We start from the raw sequence: 17,180 nt of genomic DNA on the forward strand, positions 1-17,180 counted from the left end.
CGCAATGCGCGGATTCTCGCCCGCAGAGGGAAGTCTCGCGGGGTAGCCCGCTTCTGAGAGAGGATCGCCGGATGCTCCGCTACGTGCTGCGACGCATGGCGCAGCTCGTGCCGATGCTCGTGGTCATCACGCTCATCGTGTTCGTGCTCATCCACCTCGCGCCGTACGACGTGATCGACGCGATCACGACGCCGTCCATGTCGGATGAGACCAAGCAGCTCATGCGCGAGAAATTCGGCCTCGACCAGCCGATGATCGTGCAGTACGGCCTGTGGCTGTGGAACGCCGTGCGTGGCGACCTCGGCTTCTCCCTCGTCAGCCGCCACTCCGTGGCCGCCGATCTCGCCGAACGCATCCCGAACACGCTCTCCCTCATCGGTCCCGCCTACCTGACCGCCTTCATCCTCGCCATCGTCCTCGGCCTGATCGCCGGCTCCCGGCGCGGCGGCCGCCTCGACAAGGTGATCGACGGCATCTGCTCGGTGGCCATCGCCACCCCGACCTTCTGGTTCGCGCTGCTGGTGATCTACCTGTTCGGCTATCAGCTGCGACTGTTCCCGATTCTCGGCATGCACTCGGTCGGAAGGCAGGGCGATCCCGCCGACTTCCTCGCTCACTTCGCGATGCCCTATCTGGTCCTCGTGGTGGCGCTCTTTCCCGATCTCACCCGCTACGTCCGGGCCTCGACCATCGCCCAGTTCGACGACGACTACGTGCTCGTGCAGCGGGCCTACGGCGCGAGCCGGGGATTCATCCTGTCCCGCCACGTCAGCCGCAACGTGCTGCTGCCGATCATCACGCAGCTGGGGCTGGCCCTTCCCATCCTGGTCACCGGAGCGATCGTGACCGAGAGCATCTTCGGCTGGCCGGGTATCGGGCAGTACATCCTCACCTCCTCGGCCGCACTCGACTACCCCGTGATCCTCGCCGTGGTGCTCGTGTCCGCCGTACTCACCGTGCTCGGAAACCTCATCGCCGACGTGCTGTACGCGGCCGCCGATCCGCGCATCCGGCTCACCCAGGGGGCGAAATGACCACCGTCCGCTCCGCCGATGCCACCGTCTGGCGCCGCTTCCTCCAGCGTCGCGGATCCGTCACCGCGCTGATCATCATCCTGGTGATCGCCGTTGTGTGCGTCATCTCGCCGCTGTTCGGCCTGGACGGGACCACCTCCGACATGTCCGACCGGTGGGCGGCCCCGAGCCCGGCCCATCTCCTCGGCACCGACAACCTCGGGCGCGACTACCTGGCGCGCGTGCTCAGCGGCGGCGGGATCTCTCTGTTCGTCGGGTTCTCCTCGGCCCTCGCGGCGACGCTCATCGGGATGTTCGCCGGGCTCGCGGCCGGCTACTTCGGCGGCATCGTCGACGACCTCCTGATGCGGCTGGTGGACCTGCTCTCGGCGATTCCCTGGATGCTCCTCGTGATCGTCGCGAGCGTGTTCTTCCGTCCGGGGCTGTGGACGATGGTGCTGATCATCGGGACGCTGTCGTGGATGACCACGGCGCGACTGGTGCGAGCCGAGACCCTGTCGGTGCGCGAGCGCACGTTCGTGGGCTATGCGGCGTTCATCGGCGTCCGCTCCCCTCGCGTGATCCTGCGCCACGTGCTGCCTGCCGTGGTGCCCACGATCATCGTGGCCGCGACCGCGACGATCTCCGGCGCCATCCTGACCGAGTCGGCGCTGAGCTTCCTGGGGCTGGGCATCCAGGCGCCGCTGGCGTCCTGGGGCTCACTCCTCACCACCGCGCAGGGATCGCTGCAGAAGGCGCCCCTGCTCGCGGTGGTGCCGGGACTCCTGATCGCCACCACGGTGTTCTGCGTGAACGTGGTGGGTAACGGCATCCGCGCCGCCGTCACCCGGGAGGATGAGCGATGACCGATCCGATCCTGCAGATCCGTGGCCTGAACGTCGACATCGTGCCGCCCCGGGCGGAGCGCATCGCGATCCTCCACGACGTCGACCTCACCATCGAGCGCGGCACCGTGATGGGTGTGGTGGGCGAATCCGGCTCGGGCAAGACCATGCTGCTGCGCGCACTGATGTCGATCCTGCCGCAGCGTGCCGAGCGCCGCTGGGACACCTGCCTCGTGGATGGCGTCGACCTCACGGCCCCCCGGCCCGCTCGTCCCGCGATGGCGATGGTCTTCCAGGACCCGCTGACCTCTTTCAACCCCCTCCGCCGTATCGGCGGGCACCTGCGCGAGGTGGTCCGGCGTTTCACCGCGCTGCGCGGGGCGGACGCGGAACGGGCGTGCATCGCGGCACTCACCGATGTGGGCATTCCGGATCCCGCGCGGGTGATGCGCAGCTACCCCCACGAACTGTCCGGCGGGATGCGCCAACGCGCGATGATCGCGATGGCTCTGCTCGCCGAACCGGAGCTCCTCGTCGCTGATGAGCCGACCACCGCGCTGGATGCGACCGTGCAAGCGCAGATCCTCGCCCTCATCCATCGCCTGCAGGCGCAGCGCAACCTCAGCGTGCTGATCGTCACGCACGATCTCGGTGTGGTGGCCGCACTCTGCGATCAGGTCACCGTCATGAAGGACGGCGCCGTGGTGGAGACGGGAGCGGTCGACGAGGTGTTCGCGGCCCCGAAACACCCCTACACACGTTCGCTGCTGGCAGCCTCTCCCGGCGCCGCGACACGGGAGGAGGCATCATGAGCGAGCCCCTGGTGGGTGTGAGCGGTGTGGTGAAGGACTTCACGGTCCGCGAGCGCGGGCGCAAGCGCACGGTGCGCGCGGTGGACGATGTGAGTCTGGACATCCACCGCGGCGAGACGCTGGCTCTGGTGGGCGAGTCGGGCTCCGGCAAATCGACACTCGGCCGGCTCATCCTCCAGCTGGAGTCACCGACCTCCGGGTCCATCCGGTTCGACGGTGAGGAGCTCGTGGGGGCAGGCCGCGCGGGGCGGCGAACCGCGCAACGATCGATGCAGGTGATCTTCCAGGACCCGTACTCCTCGCTCAATCCGGTGCGTTCCGCGCTGCTGCAGGTGGCGGAGCCGGTGAGCGTGCTCTCGCCCGAAAAGGACGCCGAGGCCGTCGCGACGGCGGCGCTCGCGCAGGTCGGGATCACCGGCGATGCCGTGCACCGCCTCCCCCGATCGTTCAGCGGTGGCCAGCGCCAGCGGATCGCCATCGCGCGCGCCATCGCAGTGGCACCGGCGCTGATCGTGGCCGACGAGCCCGTCTCGGCACTCGATGTCCAGGTGCAGGCGCAGGTGACCGACCTGCTGCGGGATCTGCAACGCGAGCTGGGCCTGACATACCTCTTCATCTCGCACGATCTCGCCGTCGTGCGAGAGATCGCCACGCGCGTCGCCGTGATGTACCGCGGTCAGGTGGTGGAGGAGGGACCCACCGCCGAGATCTTCGATCACCCGCAGCATCCGTACACGCGCAAGCTCCTGGACGCGGTGCTGGTGGCCGACCCCGCCATCGCACGCGCGCGTCTGCGCCAGATCAGCGACGCCGCCACCGGCATCTGAGCGGACGGATCTCCCCGCGATATCCGTGATGCGGCGCGCCGACCGCTGCCCCGTCCGACCTGGTGACGCGCCTGAGCAGGGGCGCCCGCGAGAGCCTGACCACAGAACTGGGGTCAAACCGTCCCCCCGCGTTCCCTGCTGAACTGCCGTCCCTGAAACTTGCAGGGAGCACATCCCCACGCGTCGCCCCGATGACGCTGGGCGTGCCTTTTCGAGACCCACGTGTACAGGGAGCGTACGGGCGATGAAGCGATCAAGCGGTGTTCGGCGTTGGTTCAGTGCGGCAGGAGCGGCGGTCGTCGTGACGCTGGTGGGGGCGCTGGGCGCGCACGCCTCGACGGTCACCGTCCCCACGCCCGACAGCGGGCCGACCAGCGGCGGGACGACGGTGCTGGTTCCGGAACCGCCGTCGATCACGTTCACGGACATCGCGCAGGGCCGCGACCACGCGCTCGCCGTCGGTTCGGACGGGCAGCTCTACGCCTGGGGGTCCAACAGCTTCGGCGAGCTGGGTACCGGGGGCACGACCGCTGCAACGGCACCCGTCGCGGTGCTCGCCCCGGCCGGGGTCACGCTCGGCGAGCCGGCCGTCAGCTACGGCTGGTCCCTGGCCATCGGCTCCGACGGCAGCGTCTATTCCTGGGGCCGTAACGACCGCGGTCAGCTCGGCAACGGCACCACGACGAACACGACGACCCCGGCCAAGGTGCTCACCCCCCCGGGCGTGACGTTCACCCAGCCGCAGGCCGGTCAGTACACCTCGTCCGCTCTCGGCTCCGACGGACAGGTGTACGTGTGGGGTCAGCCGTACGGGACCGCATACACGCCGGGCGGCGCCGCAACCGTTCCGGTGGCCACCGCGGCCCCCGGCGGCGCCACCTTCACGCGGATCAGCGCCTCGAACGCGCACATCCTCGCCCTCGCCTCCGACGGCGTGCTGTATGCGTGGGGGCAGAACGGGTTCGGCCAGCTCGGCAACGGCACCAGCACGACGTCGACGACACCCGTGCCCGTGACGGCACCGGCGGGTGTCACATTCACCGAGTTCGCTGCCGGCGCCTACTTCTCCCTCGGTCTCGGCAGCGACGGCGTGCTCTACAGCTGGGGCAACAACGACTCCGGCCAGCTCGGCAACGGGAGTACAACGTCCCGAAACGTGCCCACCCCCGTGACGGCTCCGGCCGGTGTGACGTTCTCGAACATCAGCGCGGGATACGACATCAGCTTCGCGACCGGTTCCGACGGGAACACCTACGGCTGGGGCGCCAACGGGCTGTGGATCATCGGCGATGGCTCCAACGTGCAGCGCACCACCCCGGTGGTGGTCCAGAGCCCTGCCGGCGTCTCGCTGGAGACGGTGGCATCGAGCGAGGAGCGCTCGCTCGCCATCGGGTCCGATGGCAAGCTCTACGCGTGGTCGTACCGATACGGCACCAACGTCCCGGCGCTGTTCTGGCCGCAGGTGACGGTCACACGCGTGAGCTTCGATGGTCTTGACGGCACATCGCTCGCCGACGCGGGCAGCGGAGACTGGAGCGTCGTTACGCCGCCCCACGCTGCCGGCCCGGTCGACGTGGTCGTGGAGTGGACGCTCAACGGAGTGGTGCAGACCCCGGTCACCTACGCCGGCGGCTACACGTACGTGGCGGCGCCTACCGTGACGACGCCGCCGGATCGCACCACCACCGTGGGCGTTCCGGCCGTCTTCACCGTCAGCGCGACGGGATACCCCGCCCCGGCCATCACCTGGGAGTACTCCCCGGATGGCGGGGTCACCTGGCTTCCGGTCTCCGGTGACGCCGCTGCGGTCGTTTCCGCCGACGGCACGACGCTCACGGTGACACCTCCCGATGTCAGCCTCGATGGACGTCAGTACCGCGCCACCGCCACCAACTCCGCAGGCTCGGCCGTCAGCGGTCCCGCAACGCTCACGGTGACACCGGTGACGAGCCCGTCAGGGTCGCCGTCGTCGACGCCCACCGGAACGCCCACGCCCACGCCGACGCCGACACCGACACCGACACCCACGCCGACACCGACACCGACACCGACGCCGACACTGACACCGAGCGGGACGGCCACGCCGTCGCCGACCCCGAGCGGCACGCCATCGCCGACGAGCTCCACGACGCCGACGCCCACCCCGAGCGGCACGGTGTCACCGACACCGACCGTCAGCACAACACCCACACCGACCGGGACGGCGACGCCCACCAGCACGCCGTCCTCGACCGCAACCGCAACGGCAACGGCAACGGCAACGGCAACGGCAACGGCAACCTCGACAGCAACGGCAACGGCGACTCCGACCGGCGCGCCGACGGCGACCATGTCGTCGTCGGCGCCCGCACCGGTCACGCCCCGAGGATCCGGCGCGCTGCCCACCACCGGTGTGACCTCACCGATGGGCGGCATCCTGGGCGCGGGCGTGCTGCTCCTCGTCGCTGGTGTGACGGCTGCTCTGTGGCGCACAGCTCCGCGCCGGCGTAGCTGAGTCCGGCTCGAATAGGGGCGGTGCTGATCGATCCGGTCGCACCGCCCCTATTCCGCGCGGGAGAAGGCTGCGGCGCGCGCGACCTGATCCGCGGTGATCGTCACGCCCGTGTAGCGCTCGAACTGTCGCGCCGCCTGCTGAGCGTGAACCTCCGCTCCGGAGATCACCCGCTTGCCCGCGGCGCGGGCTGCCCGGATCAGGGGCGTGTCCGCGGGGAAGGCGACCACATCGAACACCACGCTCGCCGCTGCGATGAGGGGCGCGGAGAAGGCGAGCACCTCTTCTGTGTCGCCGGTCATCCCCAGCGGCGTCACGTTGACGATGATCTGTGCGCCCGGATGGGGATCGCTGGAGCGCCACCCGAAGCCGGAGTGGGCGGCGAGTTCCTGACCCGATATCGCGTTGCGCGCCCACACGGTGACATCGGTGAAACCCGCGTCCCGGAAAGCCGCCACCACGGCCTTCGCCATACCGCCCGAACCGCGCACGAGGACAGACGCCGCAGGATCGAGCTGGTTCGCCGCGATGAGTTCGGCGATCGCCTCGTAGTCGGTGTTGGCGGCGACCAGGCGCCCGTTGGTGTTGACGATCGTGTTCACCGACTGGATCGCGGCCGCTGACGGCTCGAGCTCGTCGACGAGAGGGATGACGGCTTCTTTGAATGGCATCGAGATGCTCGCCCCGCGAATGCCGAGGGCACGGATGCCCCGCACCGCACCCTCGATGTCATCCGTGGTGAAGGCCTTGTAGATGAAGTCGATGCCGAGCTCGGCGTAGAGGAAGTTGTGGAAGCGGGTGCCGAGGTTGGACGGACGTCCGGCAAGCGAGATGCAGAGCGTGGTGTCCTTGTTCAGGGTGGGCATGGTCCATCTTCTCCCGCGAAGACATGCAGATGCCCTTCGCCTCGGCGGAGCCGAAGCGAAGGGCATCCCGGATCAGCCCTCGCGGATGGTCATCCGGGTGATCTTGTCGCCATGCACGTCGAAGACGAACTTCGACAGCCCGTTCGCGTAGTTCGAGCGCCAGTCGCCGACCACGGTGATCTCGCCATCGGCGATGGACACCGATTCGACGGTGAGGGTGCCGCGCGCGCCGATGAACTCCTTGTCGCTCCAGCCCTTGATGGCGGCGCGACCGGAGAACACCCGACCCCAGTCGTCGACGGCACCGTCTGCGGTGAAGGCGTCGAGGAATCCGTCCTCGTCGTGCCGGTTGACGGCGTCGATGAAAGCGGCGATCGGGTCGGGAACGTTGCTGCTGCTCATGTCTCTTCTCTTCCTGTCCAGGTTTTATCGGGTGGTGTAGCCGCCGTTGGCGAAGATGGTCTGCCCCGTGATCCACCAGCCGTCGGTCGCGAGGAACGTCACGATCGGGGCGATGTCCTCGATCCGGGTGAGCTGGTTCCCCATCGCCTGCGACTTGTGGAACGCTACGCGTTCGGGGGTCTCCTGGCCATAGAAGAACGGCGTGTCCATGGGGCCGGGAGCCACCGCAGTCACCGAGATCCCTCGACCGGCATACTCCTTCGCTGCGGCCCGCGTGAAGTGCTCGACGGGACTCTTCCCGCCCGCGTAAGTGGAGTACCCGTCTGTGAACGCCGCCAGCAGGGACGTGACGATGGTGATGATCTTGCCCCCGTCGGCCAGACGCGCTCCCGCCTCCTTCAGGAAGAAGTAGGCGGCCTTGGCGTTCACGTCGAACATCTCGTCGTACTCGGCCTCGGTGGTCTCCGCGATCGGCTTGCGCAGCACCTTGCCCACTGTGTTGACCGCGACGTCGATGGTCCCGATCGCCGTCTCCGCCTCGGCGAACAGCGTGGTGACGTTCGCGGGAACGGTGAGATCGCCCGCGGTCACGACTCCCCTCGCGCCGGTGGCGACCACGGCCGCGAGTGTCTCCTCCGCCTCCGCGCGAGAGGACGCGGAGTTGTAGTGGATCGCGACGTTCGCGCCGGCAGCCGCCGCCTGGCGCGCAATCAGGCCGCCGAGGTTCTTCCCTCCGCCCGCGATCAGGACGTTCTTGCCTTCGAGTGTGTGTTTCGTCATACGCCTTCTCACTTTCGCGCTGGGCCGTGGGCCCGTCCGTCCCCCGCGCCCGCACCGACCATAGCCACCGGCGGAGATCGGCGCTTCGACCCTCCACAGGTGCCGGAACGCCCACCGCCCCCTAGGCTGGCCGCGACACCCCACGTTCCGAACAGGAGTCCCGTATGGTCCGCTTCTTCATCCGCGCCGGTATCTTCCTCGGCACCGCCGCCATCGCCCTGCTGCTGATCGCCCTGCTGGTCCCCGGAGCGAAGCTGTCCGTGGCCGGATTCATCATCGCGGTGCTCGTGTTCGCCGTGGCGCAGAGCCTGCTCGCTCCACTCGCCGACAAGCTCACACGCGAGCACGCGCCGGCGCTCATCGGCGGCGTGGGGCTGGTGTCCACCTTCGCGGCGCTGTTGATCGCCTCGCTCTTCCCCGGCGGGCTGGTGATCACCGGTATCGGCTCCTGGGTTCTGGCCACCGTCATCGGCTGGGTGGTCACGGCGCTCGGGTCGTGGCTGCTTCCGAAGCTCTTCCTGAAGGACGCGTCCCGGAAGCGGTGAGGGGCGATCACCCTTTCATCGTGCGCACTTGGCGCCTATCTGGCTCGAATGGGAGCCAGGTGCGCGCGATGAAACGAATGTTGTCCTAGAACGAGAGCGTGACCTCGTAGGTCGCCCCGGCGGGAGGGGTCGGCGGGGCATCGGGGACGAACTCCGAGCTCACCGATTTCCAGATGCAGTCATCGGTGAACACGGGGCCTGCCGGAACCTCGACGGGCGACACGCATGCGGCGAAGAGGCGGCCGTCCACGGAGCCCAGGATGCCGACCTCCGCGATGTCGATGCCGGCGCTCAGCGTCGAGGTGAGCGAGAAGTCGGCCACCGTCTCCAGCCCGTACGCCTCACCAACCGTCACCGACCCGACCGTCAGCTCCCCCGTGACCTCGAACGCCTGCTCTTCGAACGCTGTCTGTTCGATCACGAATCGCGCGGCGCTCGGCAGATCCGCCATCATCGCGAGGCTGATCACGCCGAGTGTCTGGCCGGGACGCCAGCTGAAGGTGGTGGGCGAGCGCTCGATGATGTTCCCGTCCTCGTCGTACGCGGTCACGTCCACGTAGACCGTGCCGGAGATCTCGGCCCCGTCCGTGCGCTCCACCGGGGCGAGCAGCTCCGTGTAGACATCGGGTTCCCACCGCGTCATCGCCAGCTCGCGCACCGTGAAGTCGGAGCGCACCAGCACCGGGACGCCCTGCGACATGAGCCGGGGCTGCGTCTCCGGCAACGGTGCCGCAGTCGGCCATCGGGTCGGTGACGGCCCCGGCGAACGGGTCGATATCGCTGAGGAGGAGGGCTTCGCGCTGGACGATGGCGGCGCGCTGGACGGACCCGACGGTGCGGCGGTGGCGCGCTGGTCCAGCAGACGGAACGTGATCACGCCGAGCGTGATGGTAGCGAGCAGCAGCACGACGGACGCGACGGCCAGGATGCGAACGGCGACGCGTCCCCGCGCAGGTCCGAGGGACCGATCCCGGCTCATCATGGGTCCACCAGTTCGAAAAAGACGTTGTAATCCGCATCCGCAGGCACGCCCTCGGCATACTTCTTCGGATCGTCGCGGGTGGCCAGGTACACCGTCATGTCGACCGTGAACGTCTGCCCGGCGGGGATGTCGGCCACCGTGTTGCCCACGACGACGATCTCACCGTCGACGGATCCCACGAGGTACACGTCGGCGAGCTTCGCCTCGGTGTCCAGCGTCGAGGCGATCGTGACCGTGGCGCGCGAGCCGCCGTCACCTTCGAGCGCCGTGATGGACAGGTCGCCGCCTGTCGCCGTCGGCTCTTCGGAAGCCGGTCCGGTCTGCTCGATGAGGATGCGATCGACCTGCGTCAGATCGCGCGAGAGGAACCCGCGAAACAGCGTCTGCTGATGCGGCAGCAGATACAGGACGCTCACGTGACGCGTGATGATCCGCCCGTCCGCGTCATAGGAGGTCACGTCGAAAGTCGGCGAGGCCGCGGTGTCGAGCGGGTTGGTGATCAACGCGTGGACCAGGCTGATCTCACCCGGTTCGGCCCGCGCGATGACGACGTCGCCGAGCTCGAATGCCGAGACCACCCCCACGTCGAAACCCTGCACCCGTTGCAGCGGCACGGGTGGCAGATCCGGAGTCGGCGTGGGGGTGGGCGTGGCGGTGGGAGAGGATGTGCGCGGTGCCGGCTCGGAGGGGGCTGTCGGCGGCATCGTCTGTCCTGCCGCTGCTCCCGCCGTCGTGGTGAGCCACGCTACGGCGGCACCGAATCCGATGGTCGTCGTCGCCAGCAGCAGAACCAGCACGGCGAGCAGCGCCACGATGCCGGAGCCCGGCGGTCGCGGCGCGACGGGGTCACCGCGACCCACGTCACTGTCGGAGAAGCCGGAGGCGACCATACGGCGCATCGTAGCGACCACACCGTCCGAGCAACAGCTACCTGCTCTCCTCCTGCACGCGCGCGGCGATCAGGGCGTCGACGCGGGCCCGATCGCGGGGATAGAAGCGGTACAGCAGGCCCAGCACGCCCGCGTTCACGAGCATGAGCACGACGAGGATCCAGAAGAACACCGCCTGCAACCCGAAGGCGTCGGCAAGGACACCGGCCACGAACGTGAAGGCCGCCCAGCCGATCACCTCGAAGATGGTCAGGTAGATGACGAACCCCTGCGCTCGCAGCTCCGGCGCCATGACGGACATCAGGATGGGCCGGTTGACGCCGGGGTTGAGCCCCTGCGCCAGCCCCATCAGACCCCAGAGGGCGATGTAGAAGCCGATGGCTCCGACGTCGAACTGCGTGGCGAAGAAGGCGACGACAGCGAAGAGCACCTGCGCCGCCTGCAGGAAGACCACGCGTCCGTTGCCGCCGGCTCGGCGGTCGATCGCCGAGACCACGAACCCTCCCCCGACGGTGCCGAGGAAGTAGCCGATGCCGAAAGGCAGCGCGACCAGGGCTGCGACGGCGTTGTCGAAGCCGCGCTCGGTCACCAGGAACTGCACGCCGAAGACACCGATCAGCAGGTGCCCGGACAGCAGGCGTGACGCCATCATGATGCTGAAGGTGGGAACGCGCATCAGCTTGACGGAGTCGGCGAACCTCGGACGGACATACTCCACGCGCTGCGCCGCGGCTCCGTAGTCGGCCGCCCCCACCTGCGGCTCGCGGAACAGCACGAGCACGAGGAAGCCGGTGAGCACCAGGAGTGCGCCCACTCCCCAGAACCCCCAGCGCCAGCCCGATTCCCAGATCGAGAGCAGCCCGATGATCGGGCCGATGACCGAGCTCAGGATGGCGGAGATGCCGTACAGCATGCCGACGGCGCGGCCTCGTGCCTTGTCGTCGAAGGAGTCGGCGATCACCGCGTTGGTGATGGGGGTGAGGCCGATGACGGCGCCGGCCTGCAGCGTCTGCAGCAGAAGGAGGATGAGGAAGTTGTCGGCGAAACCGGAGGCGGCCGCGAGTGCGCCGCTCAGCAGGGTGCTCACGAAGATCGCCTGACGACGGGAGGTGCGATTGGCGTACCAGACCCAGAACGGGCCGAACGGGACGCCGATGAGTCGTCCGAGTGTGGACAGCAGTCCGAGCTCGGTGTTTCCGAGCCCGAGGGTCTTCGCGATCGCAGGGAACAACGTCGTGGTGAGGCTGCCTTCGCCGCTTTCGACCACCGTGACGCCGACGAGGGTGGACAGGTTCCGCCACCGTCCCGCGACGCCCGCTGCCCGCCGTGGGGTGCTGCGCTCCGGCGGCGCCGAGATGGCCGTATTCATATGAATCCCTTTCGTCATTGAAATGGTCCACGGCGAGTGCTCAGTAGTACACAAGTGGAATGGAGAAATACTCCACTAGTGGAATCCTCCTGTCAACAACGATTCTCTCGGCGGCACGTCGGACATCGCCACCCGGGGTGGCGATGGGCATCACGATTCAGCCCCGTGGCGCGTCGGCGCGAGATGCCGACTCCGGGACGGGCAGCGCGCCGTCCAGCAGGTCGCGCCGCAGCTCTTCGAGCTGTGCGATGTACAGGTCGATCTGCTTCGTGCCATTGACATGCAGACGCTCACCGACGGCGGCGGCCAGCGCACGGTCGAACTCGACCGTGGTGCCCGGCGCGATCGAGCGATCACGGAACCGGTACTTCGCCACCTGATCGCGCCGGGCCTCCAGCTCCACCTCGATCAGGGCGATGAGCTGGTCGGCGGTCAGATACCCCGCGAACCCGAGCCGCGCAGACAGTTCGGGATCCTGGAACCGGCTCGGCGGCACATAGGGACCCTCCAGCCAGTCGCGGAAGACCGTCATCCCCTCCGGCGTGACGCGGTAGATCTTGGCGTCCTGCGCCCCCGGCCGTTCGTCCACCGCGTACGCGACCCAGCCGCGATCAGTCATCGCCGACAGCGAGCGATAGACCTGGCTCATCGTGGTATTCGAGCGGAGAAAGCGGCCATGGGTGTCGAGGAACTTCTTGATCTCGTAGCCGGTGCGAGGGTGCTCGCCGAGGAGCCCCAGAAGGATGTGCTCGAGCTTCATGCCGACTCCGTACCGCGAAAGAGGTGTCCCGTCGAAGAATGACACAAGTGTCATCGACGGTCAACGCGAGCACGCATTGACATCGGCCCCAGTGCCGTGATTGAGTGGCGGCACTATTCCACAAGTGTCATGGTGCACGCGCACCAGCGGACGAGGAGACACGCACATGCGGGCCATCATGGTGATGTTCGACAGCCTGAACCGGCACATGCTGCCGCCGTACGGTTCGGAGGAGATCGACGCTCCCAACTTCCGCAGGCTCGCCGAGCGCACCCTGACGTTCGACAACTTCTATGCCGGATCCATGCCCTGCATGCCCGCGCGCCGCGAACTGCACACGGGCCGGCATAACTTCCTCCATCGCAGCTGGGGTCCGCTGGAGCCGTTCGACGACTCGATGCCGGAGATGCTCGGACAGCACGGAGTGCACACCCACCTGGCGAGCGATCACCCGCACTACTGGGAGGACGGCGGGGCCACCTATCACCCGCGCTACACCACCTGGGAGTTCTTCCGCGGACAGGAGGGCGACCCGTGGAAGGGTCATGTCCCCGCACCAGACGAGGTCGTCGGCGGCTTCAAGGGCAGGCTCCACCGGCAGGACGCCATCAACCGCGGCTACCTCCGTCGCGAAGCCGACCACCCGCAGACACTCACGTTCAACGCCGGGATCGAGTTCATCGACACCAACGCGGATGCCGACCGCTGGTTCGTCCAGATCGAGTGCTTCGACCCGCACGAGCCGTTCTTCACCTACGAGGAGTACCGGCGACTGTATCCGCACGACTACGACGGACCCGAATTCGACTGGCCCCCGTACGCGAAGGTGACGGAGGAGGAAGACCAGGTCGAACACGCCCGGTTCGAGTACAAGGCGCTGGTCAGCATGTGCGATCGCTCCCTCGGACGCGTGCTCGACGCGATGGACGCGCACGACATGTGGGAGGACACCCTCCTCATCGTGAACACCGACCACGGCTTCCTCCTCGGCGAACACGGCTGGTGGGCCAAGAGCGTGCAGCCGTGGTTCAACGAGCTGGTGCATCTGCCGGCCTTCCTGTGGGATCCGCGAACGCGCCGCGCCGGCGAACGCAGCGCCCGCCTGGTGCAGACCATCGACATCGCGCCGACCCTCCTGGAGTTCTTCGGAATCGACGCCACCGCCGACATGCTCGGTGCACCACTGGAGGATGTGGAGCGTGAGGGAGCCCTGTTCGGCATCCACGGCGGCCACGTCAACATCACCGACGGGCGCTACGTCTACATGCGCGCGTGCGCGGATGCCACAAACGCTCCGCTGGAGGAGTTCACGCTGATGCCCACGCACATGCGCGGCCGGTTCGCGCCCGCGGAGTTCGCAGACGCCGAGCTGGCTCCGCCGTTCTCCTTCACGAAGGGCATCCGCCCGCTGCGTTTGAGCGGCCGCGCGCAGATCAATCCGTACGTCTTCGGGTCGCTGCTGTTCGATCTGGAAACGGACCCGCAACAAGAGCATCCGCTCGACGATCCCGAGCTGGAACTGCGCATGCTGCGTCTGCTCGCCGTCCAGCTCCGCGAGAACGACGCCCCCGCGAGCCAGTTCGAACGGCTCGGCATCCCTGCGACGGGAGAACCGGGCCCGGAGCATCTGCTGGTACACGCACAGCGCGACCGGGCGACCGCGGCCGCCGAGCCGCTTCCCCCGCTGGCGGACTTCGCGACGGGGACGTTCGGTGTGGGAACGAGCGTTCCCGACCTGCTCGCGCACCCCCGCTCCCGCGATGTGGTCACCCGGCACCTGCCGATGCTCGCGCAGAGCGAGCTGCTCGGGATGCTCGGAAGCACGACCCTCTACGGCTTGGCAGCGGTCCTGTCGATCCCTGTCGCACACTTGCGTGCGATCGCCGACGAGCTCGCCGCGATCTGATCCCCCGCGGAAGGTAGACCCGGTCCAACAACGTGTGACACGATGGTGTGCGCCGGACGTTCGCACGTCGGGCGCACAGGGCATCCGCCGGGGGAGGGTGGATGCCACCACCGTCTTGTGCGGTGGCCCCATCCCGCCTCAGGAGAGTCGCCCGAGAGTCTTCGCTGCTGATCGCTGCCCGCGATCTGCTGCGCCTTGCTCAGCCAGGCAGCACTCGCTGAGCGATCGCGTTACTGAAGGAGTTGTCCATGGACTGTGTGCTGGCGGAGACCGGTGGTGGACCGAGCGTCTTCCTGGTGATCGCGGGTGTCGCGATCCTCGCGCTCGGCGCTGCACTAGTGCTGTGGCGGACGCGGTCGCGCGCCGTTGGCGGCGCCCTCGTGCTCGGCGGGATCCTGATGGGAGCTGCGGCGTTCGCCGTAGTGGCGCCTCAGCCGGCGGTCGCCGATGTTCACTGCGCCCCGTCGCCGACTCCGGCACCGCCGGTTGCGACTCCGACGGCCACGGCCACGCCGGCTCCGACACCGACGACGACGCCGGATCCCACGCCGTCCTCGACGCCGACGGTGACGGCGACGCCGACGCCGACTGCCACCGCGACGCCGACGCCCACGCCCACGCCCACGCCCACGCCCACGGCAACGGCAACGCCGACACCCACGCCGACGCCCACGCCCACGGCGTCCCCCACGCCGACGGCCACCCCGACACCGACGGCAACGCCGACGCCGACTGCAACACCCACGCCGACACCGACGGCGACACCCACGCCTACCACCACGCCGACGCCCACCCCCACGCCGACCGTCACACCCACGGCAACACCGACGCCCACGCCGACGCCCACGTCGACACCCACGGTGATCGACGGCGAAGTGACTGCCGCCATGGACTACGACTTCGACGGGGCCAGCGGAACGTCGGGCATCCAGTTCTCGGGGAGCTTCGGTCCGAGTGCAGCATCCACGGGCGCCATCCCGGTGGGATCGAGTGTCCAGTTCACGATCGTCAACAACGTGTACGGCGGCGGCGTGGCCACCGCGACCTGGGCGATCGATCCCCGCCTGACCTGCACCCCCTCTCCCCTGCCCACCTCGCTGAACACGGGTGGGGCCTGGGAGGAGACCGTGGTCGTGACGTGCGAGACCAACACTCTCCTGAACCCGGGCGATGCCCCGGCGACGGTGACGGCGCAGATCGATCCGAGCTACAGCGGAGGCATCACGTCCACCATCGTGGACCTGCCGGGCGACATCGACGAGACCAACAACACCCGGACGGAGCAGATCGTCGGCGCCTGACCGCCCCCACGCCTCGCTCAGCACTCTCGCTGTGCCCCGACGCCGCCCAATGACAGCCTGTCGCGCCCGGCCGGGGTGTTCGATGATGTCCGTTTCCCACCGCGTTCGGATGATCCGAACCTAGTTTGCACGGCATGGTCAAGACAGAACCCGGAACCCCGCTTGCGAGCACCGTTGTCATCTCGCTGATCACCGCGCTCGTCGCTCTTGCAATGAACGCGGTTCTGGCTCTGGAATTCGACCTAAACGTGTGGGTCCGGATCCCGATCAGCGTCCTCGTCGGCGTCCTCGTCGGTCTCCTCACCAGCTGGCTACGCACCAGGCTCGGCGAGCACCAACGGCCTGACAAGGAGCCCGATGAGCGCGATCTTCCTTGATGGGCCGAGTCAGGCGTCGCCGGAGGCGGCGCGGAAGTCGCGGTCCCAGTCCTGCAGCTCCTTGCGACCGCCCACCAGGGAGTCCAGCGTCACCTGGAAGTGAAGCGCGCGGAACGCGTTGACCTGCTTGATGTTCTCCACCACCTCGTCCGACACGGCACCGAGAGCGCGCTCGACCTCGGCGATGCGCTCCTGGGGGTCGTCCCAGAGATGGGGGTTGCGGACGATGTCGAGCAGGTAGTCGGGATGCAGCGCCGCGATCAGCTTGCGCAGCTTCGCGTCGTATTCCACTCCCGCGGTGGCAATCTGGCCGTCGTCGGGACGACGCGCCAGCCGCATGAACAGTTCCCCCGTGTTCGTGGCGAGCGCATCGATGCCGCGCGCCGCCCGCTGCGCGACGGGATCGCTCGCTGCGGCGTAGGCCGGGATGAATCCGCGGAGGGTGGCGATGTCGGCGAGGATCGGCCCCGGCAGCGCGGTGGGCCTGGCCGGGGATGTCGCCTTTCGCCGACGCCGAGCGATCACGAGCGGAACCGTCACGGCAGCGACGAGCGCCACCGCTCCCACCGTCACGCCGGCCACCAGCCCGCCGCCGAAACCGCCGCCCGCGTCGTCGCCGGAGGGGGTGAGCGCGACGATCCCCTGGATCGTGGCAGGCAGCGACTCGGTCATCGGCCCCTGCTGCTCCTGCTCGTTCGCGATGCGCAGCGCGTCGGTGGCAGGCACCACGTCCGACGTCGCGGCGAGGTCGTCCCCCACCGCAACGACGAGCGTGTCGTGCCCATCCCGCGAGGCGATGCGATCCAGCATCTCCGAGGAGCGTCCCACCAGGTCCTTCACCGACTCCGGGTAGACCACCACGGCGATGTCGGTTCCCGCGACCTGCTCCTCCAGGCTCGCCTGCAGCGTCTGCCAGTCCGGGACGCCCTTGTCGACGTACACCTGCTGGCTCGCGAGATGATCGATCGCGTCACTGACGTAGTCGAACGGGAGCAGATGCGGCACGTGCGCTCT

The 17,180-nt window shown here is 68.4% G+C and carries 18 protein-coding genes; 9 read left to right on the forward strand and 9 right to left on the reverse strand.

Annotation, left to right across the window (positions count from 1 at the left end; genetic code table 11):
- Positions 1 to 71 precede the first annotated feature (71 nt).
- From LQ566_RS07465 to LQ566_RS07485, 5 genes are all read left to right on the forward strand, one after another.
- Entirely contained in the window at positions 72 to 1,034 is a 963-nt protein-coding gene (locus LQ566_RS07465; protein ID WP_231090980.1) for an ABC transporter permease, read from the forward strand.
- A complete protein-coding gene (locus LQ566_RS07470) occupies positions 1,031 to 1,879 on the forward strand; it encodes an ABC transporter permease (protein WP_231090981.1) in 849 nt (282 codons plus the stop codon). Before LQ566_RS07465 ends, LQ566_RS07470 begins: the two co-directional genes overlap by 4 nt.
- Positions 1,876 to 2,670, forward strand: a complete 795-nt coding sequence (locus LQ566_RS07475; RefSeq protein ID WP_231090982.1) for an ABC transporter ATP-binding protein — start codon at positions 1,876 to 1,878, stop codon at positions 2,668 to 2,670. Before LQ566_RS07470 ends, LQ566_RS07475 begins: the two co-directional genes overlap by 4 nt.
- A complete protein-coding gene (locus LQ566_RS07480; RefSeq protein WP_231090983.1) occupies positions 2,667 to 3,497 on the forward strand; it encodes an ATP-binding cassette domain-containing protein in 831 nt (276 codons plus the stop codon). Before LQ566_RS07475 ends, LQ566_RS07480 begins: the two co-directional genes overlap by 4 nt.
- 244 nt (positions 3,498 to 3,741) lie before the next feature.
- Positions 3,742 to 5,991 (forward strand): hypothetical protein, encoded by a 2,250-nt coding sequence (locus LQ566_RS07485; RefSeq protein WP_231090984.1) that lies wholly within the window; start codon positions 3,742 to 3,744, stop codon positions 5,989 to 5,991.
- 47 nt (positions 5,992 to 6,038) lie between these two features.
- Here the strand turns inward: LQ566_RS07485 and LQ566_RS07490 are convergent, their stop codons facing one another.
- From LQ566_RS07490 to LQ566_RS07500, 3 genes are all read right to left on the reverse strand, one after another.
- Positions 6,039 to 6,854, reverse strand: coding sequence for a shikimate 5-dehydrogenase (locus tag LQ566_RS07490; RefSeq protein WP_231090985.1), 816 nt, complete (start codon positions 6,852 to 6,854; stop codon positions 6,039 to 6,041).
- A gap of 72 nt (positions 6,855 to 6,926) precedes the next feature.
- Positions 6,927 to 7,256 (reverse strand): nuclear transport factor 2 family protein, encoded by a 330-nt coding sequence (locus tag LQ566_RS07495; protein ID WP_231090986.1) that lies wholly within the window; start codon positions 7,254 to 7,256, stop codon positions 6,927 to 6,929.
- Between the two features lie 24 nt (positions 7,257 to 7,280).
- Positions 7,281 to 8,036 (reverse strand): SDR family oxidoreductase, encoded by a 756-nt coding sequence (locus LQ566_RS07500; RefSeq protein ID WP_231090987.1) that lies wholly within the window; start codon positions 8,034 to 8,036, stop codon positions 7,281 to 7,283.
- A gap of 164 nt (positions 8,037 to 8,200) precedes the next feature.
- On the opposite strand from LQ566_RS07500, the gene LQ566_RS07505 reads away from it, so the two are divergent.
- Positions 8,201 to 8,581 (forward strand): phage holin family protein, encoded by a 381-nt coding sequence (locus LQ566_RS07505; RefSeq protein WP_231090988.1) that lies wholly within the window; start codon positions 8,201 to 8,203, stop codon positions 8,579 to 8,581.
- Positions 8,582 to 8,666: 85 nt separating this feature from the next.
- Here LQ566_RS07505 and LQ566_RS07510 read toward each other — a convergent pair whose 3' ends face one another.
- From LQ566_RS07510 to LQ566_RS07525, 4 genes are all read right to left on the reverse strand, one after another.
- On the reverse strand, positions 8,667 to 9,560 hold the full coding sequence (locus tag LQ566_RS07510) for a hypothetical protein (protein WP_231090989.1): 894 nt from the start codon (positions 9,558 to 9,560) through the stop codon (positions 8,667 to 8,669).
- Positions 9,560 to 10,453: a hypothetical protein gene (locus LQ566_RS07515; RefSeq protein WP_231090990.1), complete on the reverse strand. Its 894-nt coding sequence runs from the start codon at positions 10,451 to 10,453 to the stop codon at positions 9,560 to 9,562. Before LQ566_RS07515 ends, LQ566_RS07510 begins: the two co-directional genes overlap by 1 nt.
- A gap of 37 nt (positions 10,454 to 10,490) precedes the next feature.
- Positions 10,491 to 11,822 carry an MFS transporter gene (locus LQ566_RS07520; RefSeq protein ID WP_231090991.1) on the reverse strand — a complete coding sequence of 444 codons (1,332 nt, stop codon included), beginning with the start codon at positions 11,820 to 11,822 and terminating at the stop codon, positions 10,491 to 10,493.
- Between the two features lie 157 nt (positions 11,823 to 11,979).
- On the reverse strand, positions 11,980 to 12,582 hold the full coding sequence (locus LQ566_RS07525) for a PadR family transcriptional regulator (RefSeq protein WP_231090992.1): 603 nt from the start codon (positions 12,580 to 12,582) through the stop codon (positions 11,980 to 11,982).
- A 166-nt stretch (positions 12,583 to 12,748) separates the two neighbouring features.
- Between LQ566_RS07525 and LQ566_RS07530 the strand changes: the two genes are divergently transcribed.
- Positions 12,749 to 14,488, forward strand: coding sequence for a sulfatase (locus LQ566_RS07530; RefSeq protein ID WP_231090993.1), 1,740 nt, complete (start codon positions 12,749 to 12,751; stop codon positions 14,486 to 14,488).
- 451 nt (positions 14,489 to 14,939) lie between these two features.
- Here LQ566_RS07530 and LQ566_RS07535 read toward each other — a convergent pair whose 3' ends face one another.
- Positions 14,940 to 15,377 carry a hypothetical protein gene (locus LQ566_RS07535; RefSeq protein WP_231090994.1) on the reverse strand — a complete coding sequence of 146 codons (438 nt, stop codon included), beginning with the start codon at positions 15,375 to 15,377 and terminating at the stop codon, positions 14,940 to 14,942.
- On the opposite strand from LQ566_RS07535, the gene LQ566_RS07540 reads away from it, so the two are divergent.
- The gene (locus tag LQ566_RS07540) at positions 15,376 to 15,789 is read left to right on the forward strand and encodes a hypothetical protein (RefSeq protein WP_231090995.1); all 414 of its coding nucleotides are present in this window, start codon (positions 15,376 to 15,378) and stop codon (positions 15,787 to 15,789) included. The two genes, LQ566_RS07535 and LQ566_RS07540, sit on opposite strands and share 2 nt — an antisense overlap.
- A gap of 134 nt (positions 15,790 to 15,923) precedes the next feature.
- Positions 15,924 to 16,166, forward strand: a complete 243-nt coding sequence (locus LQ566_RS07545) for a hypothetical protein (RefSeq protein ID WP_231090996.1) — start codon at positions 15,924 to 15,926, stop codon at positions 16,164 to 16,166.
- Between the two features lie 9 nt (positions 16,167 to 16,175).
- On the opposite strand, the gene LQ566_RS07550 is transcribed toward LQ566_RS07545, so the two are convergent.
- Positions 16,176 to 17,171: a hypothetical protein gene (locus LQ566_RS07550; protein ID WP_231090997.1), complete on the reverse strand. Its 996-nt coding sequence runs from the start codon at positions 17,169 to 17,171 to the stop codon at positions 16,176 to 16,178.
- Between the last annotated feature and the right edge of the window lie 9 nt (positions 17,172 to 17,180).

The sequence above is a fragment of the Microbacterium nymphoidis genome (assembly GCF_021044885.1).
In the GTDB taxonomy this organism is placed as follows: Bacteria; Actinomycetota; Actinomycetes; order Actinomycetales; family Microbacteriaceae; genus Microbacterium; species Microbacterium nymphoidis.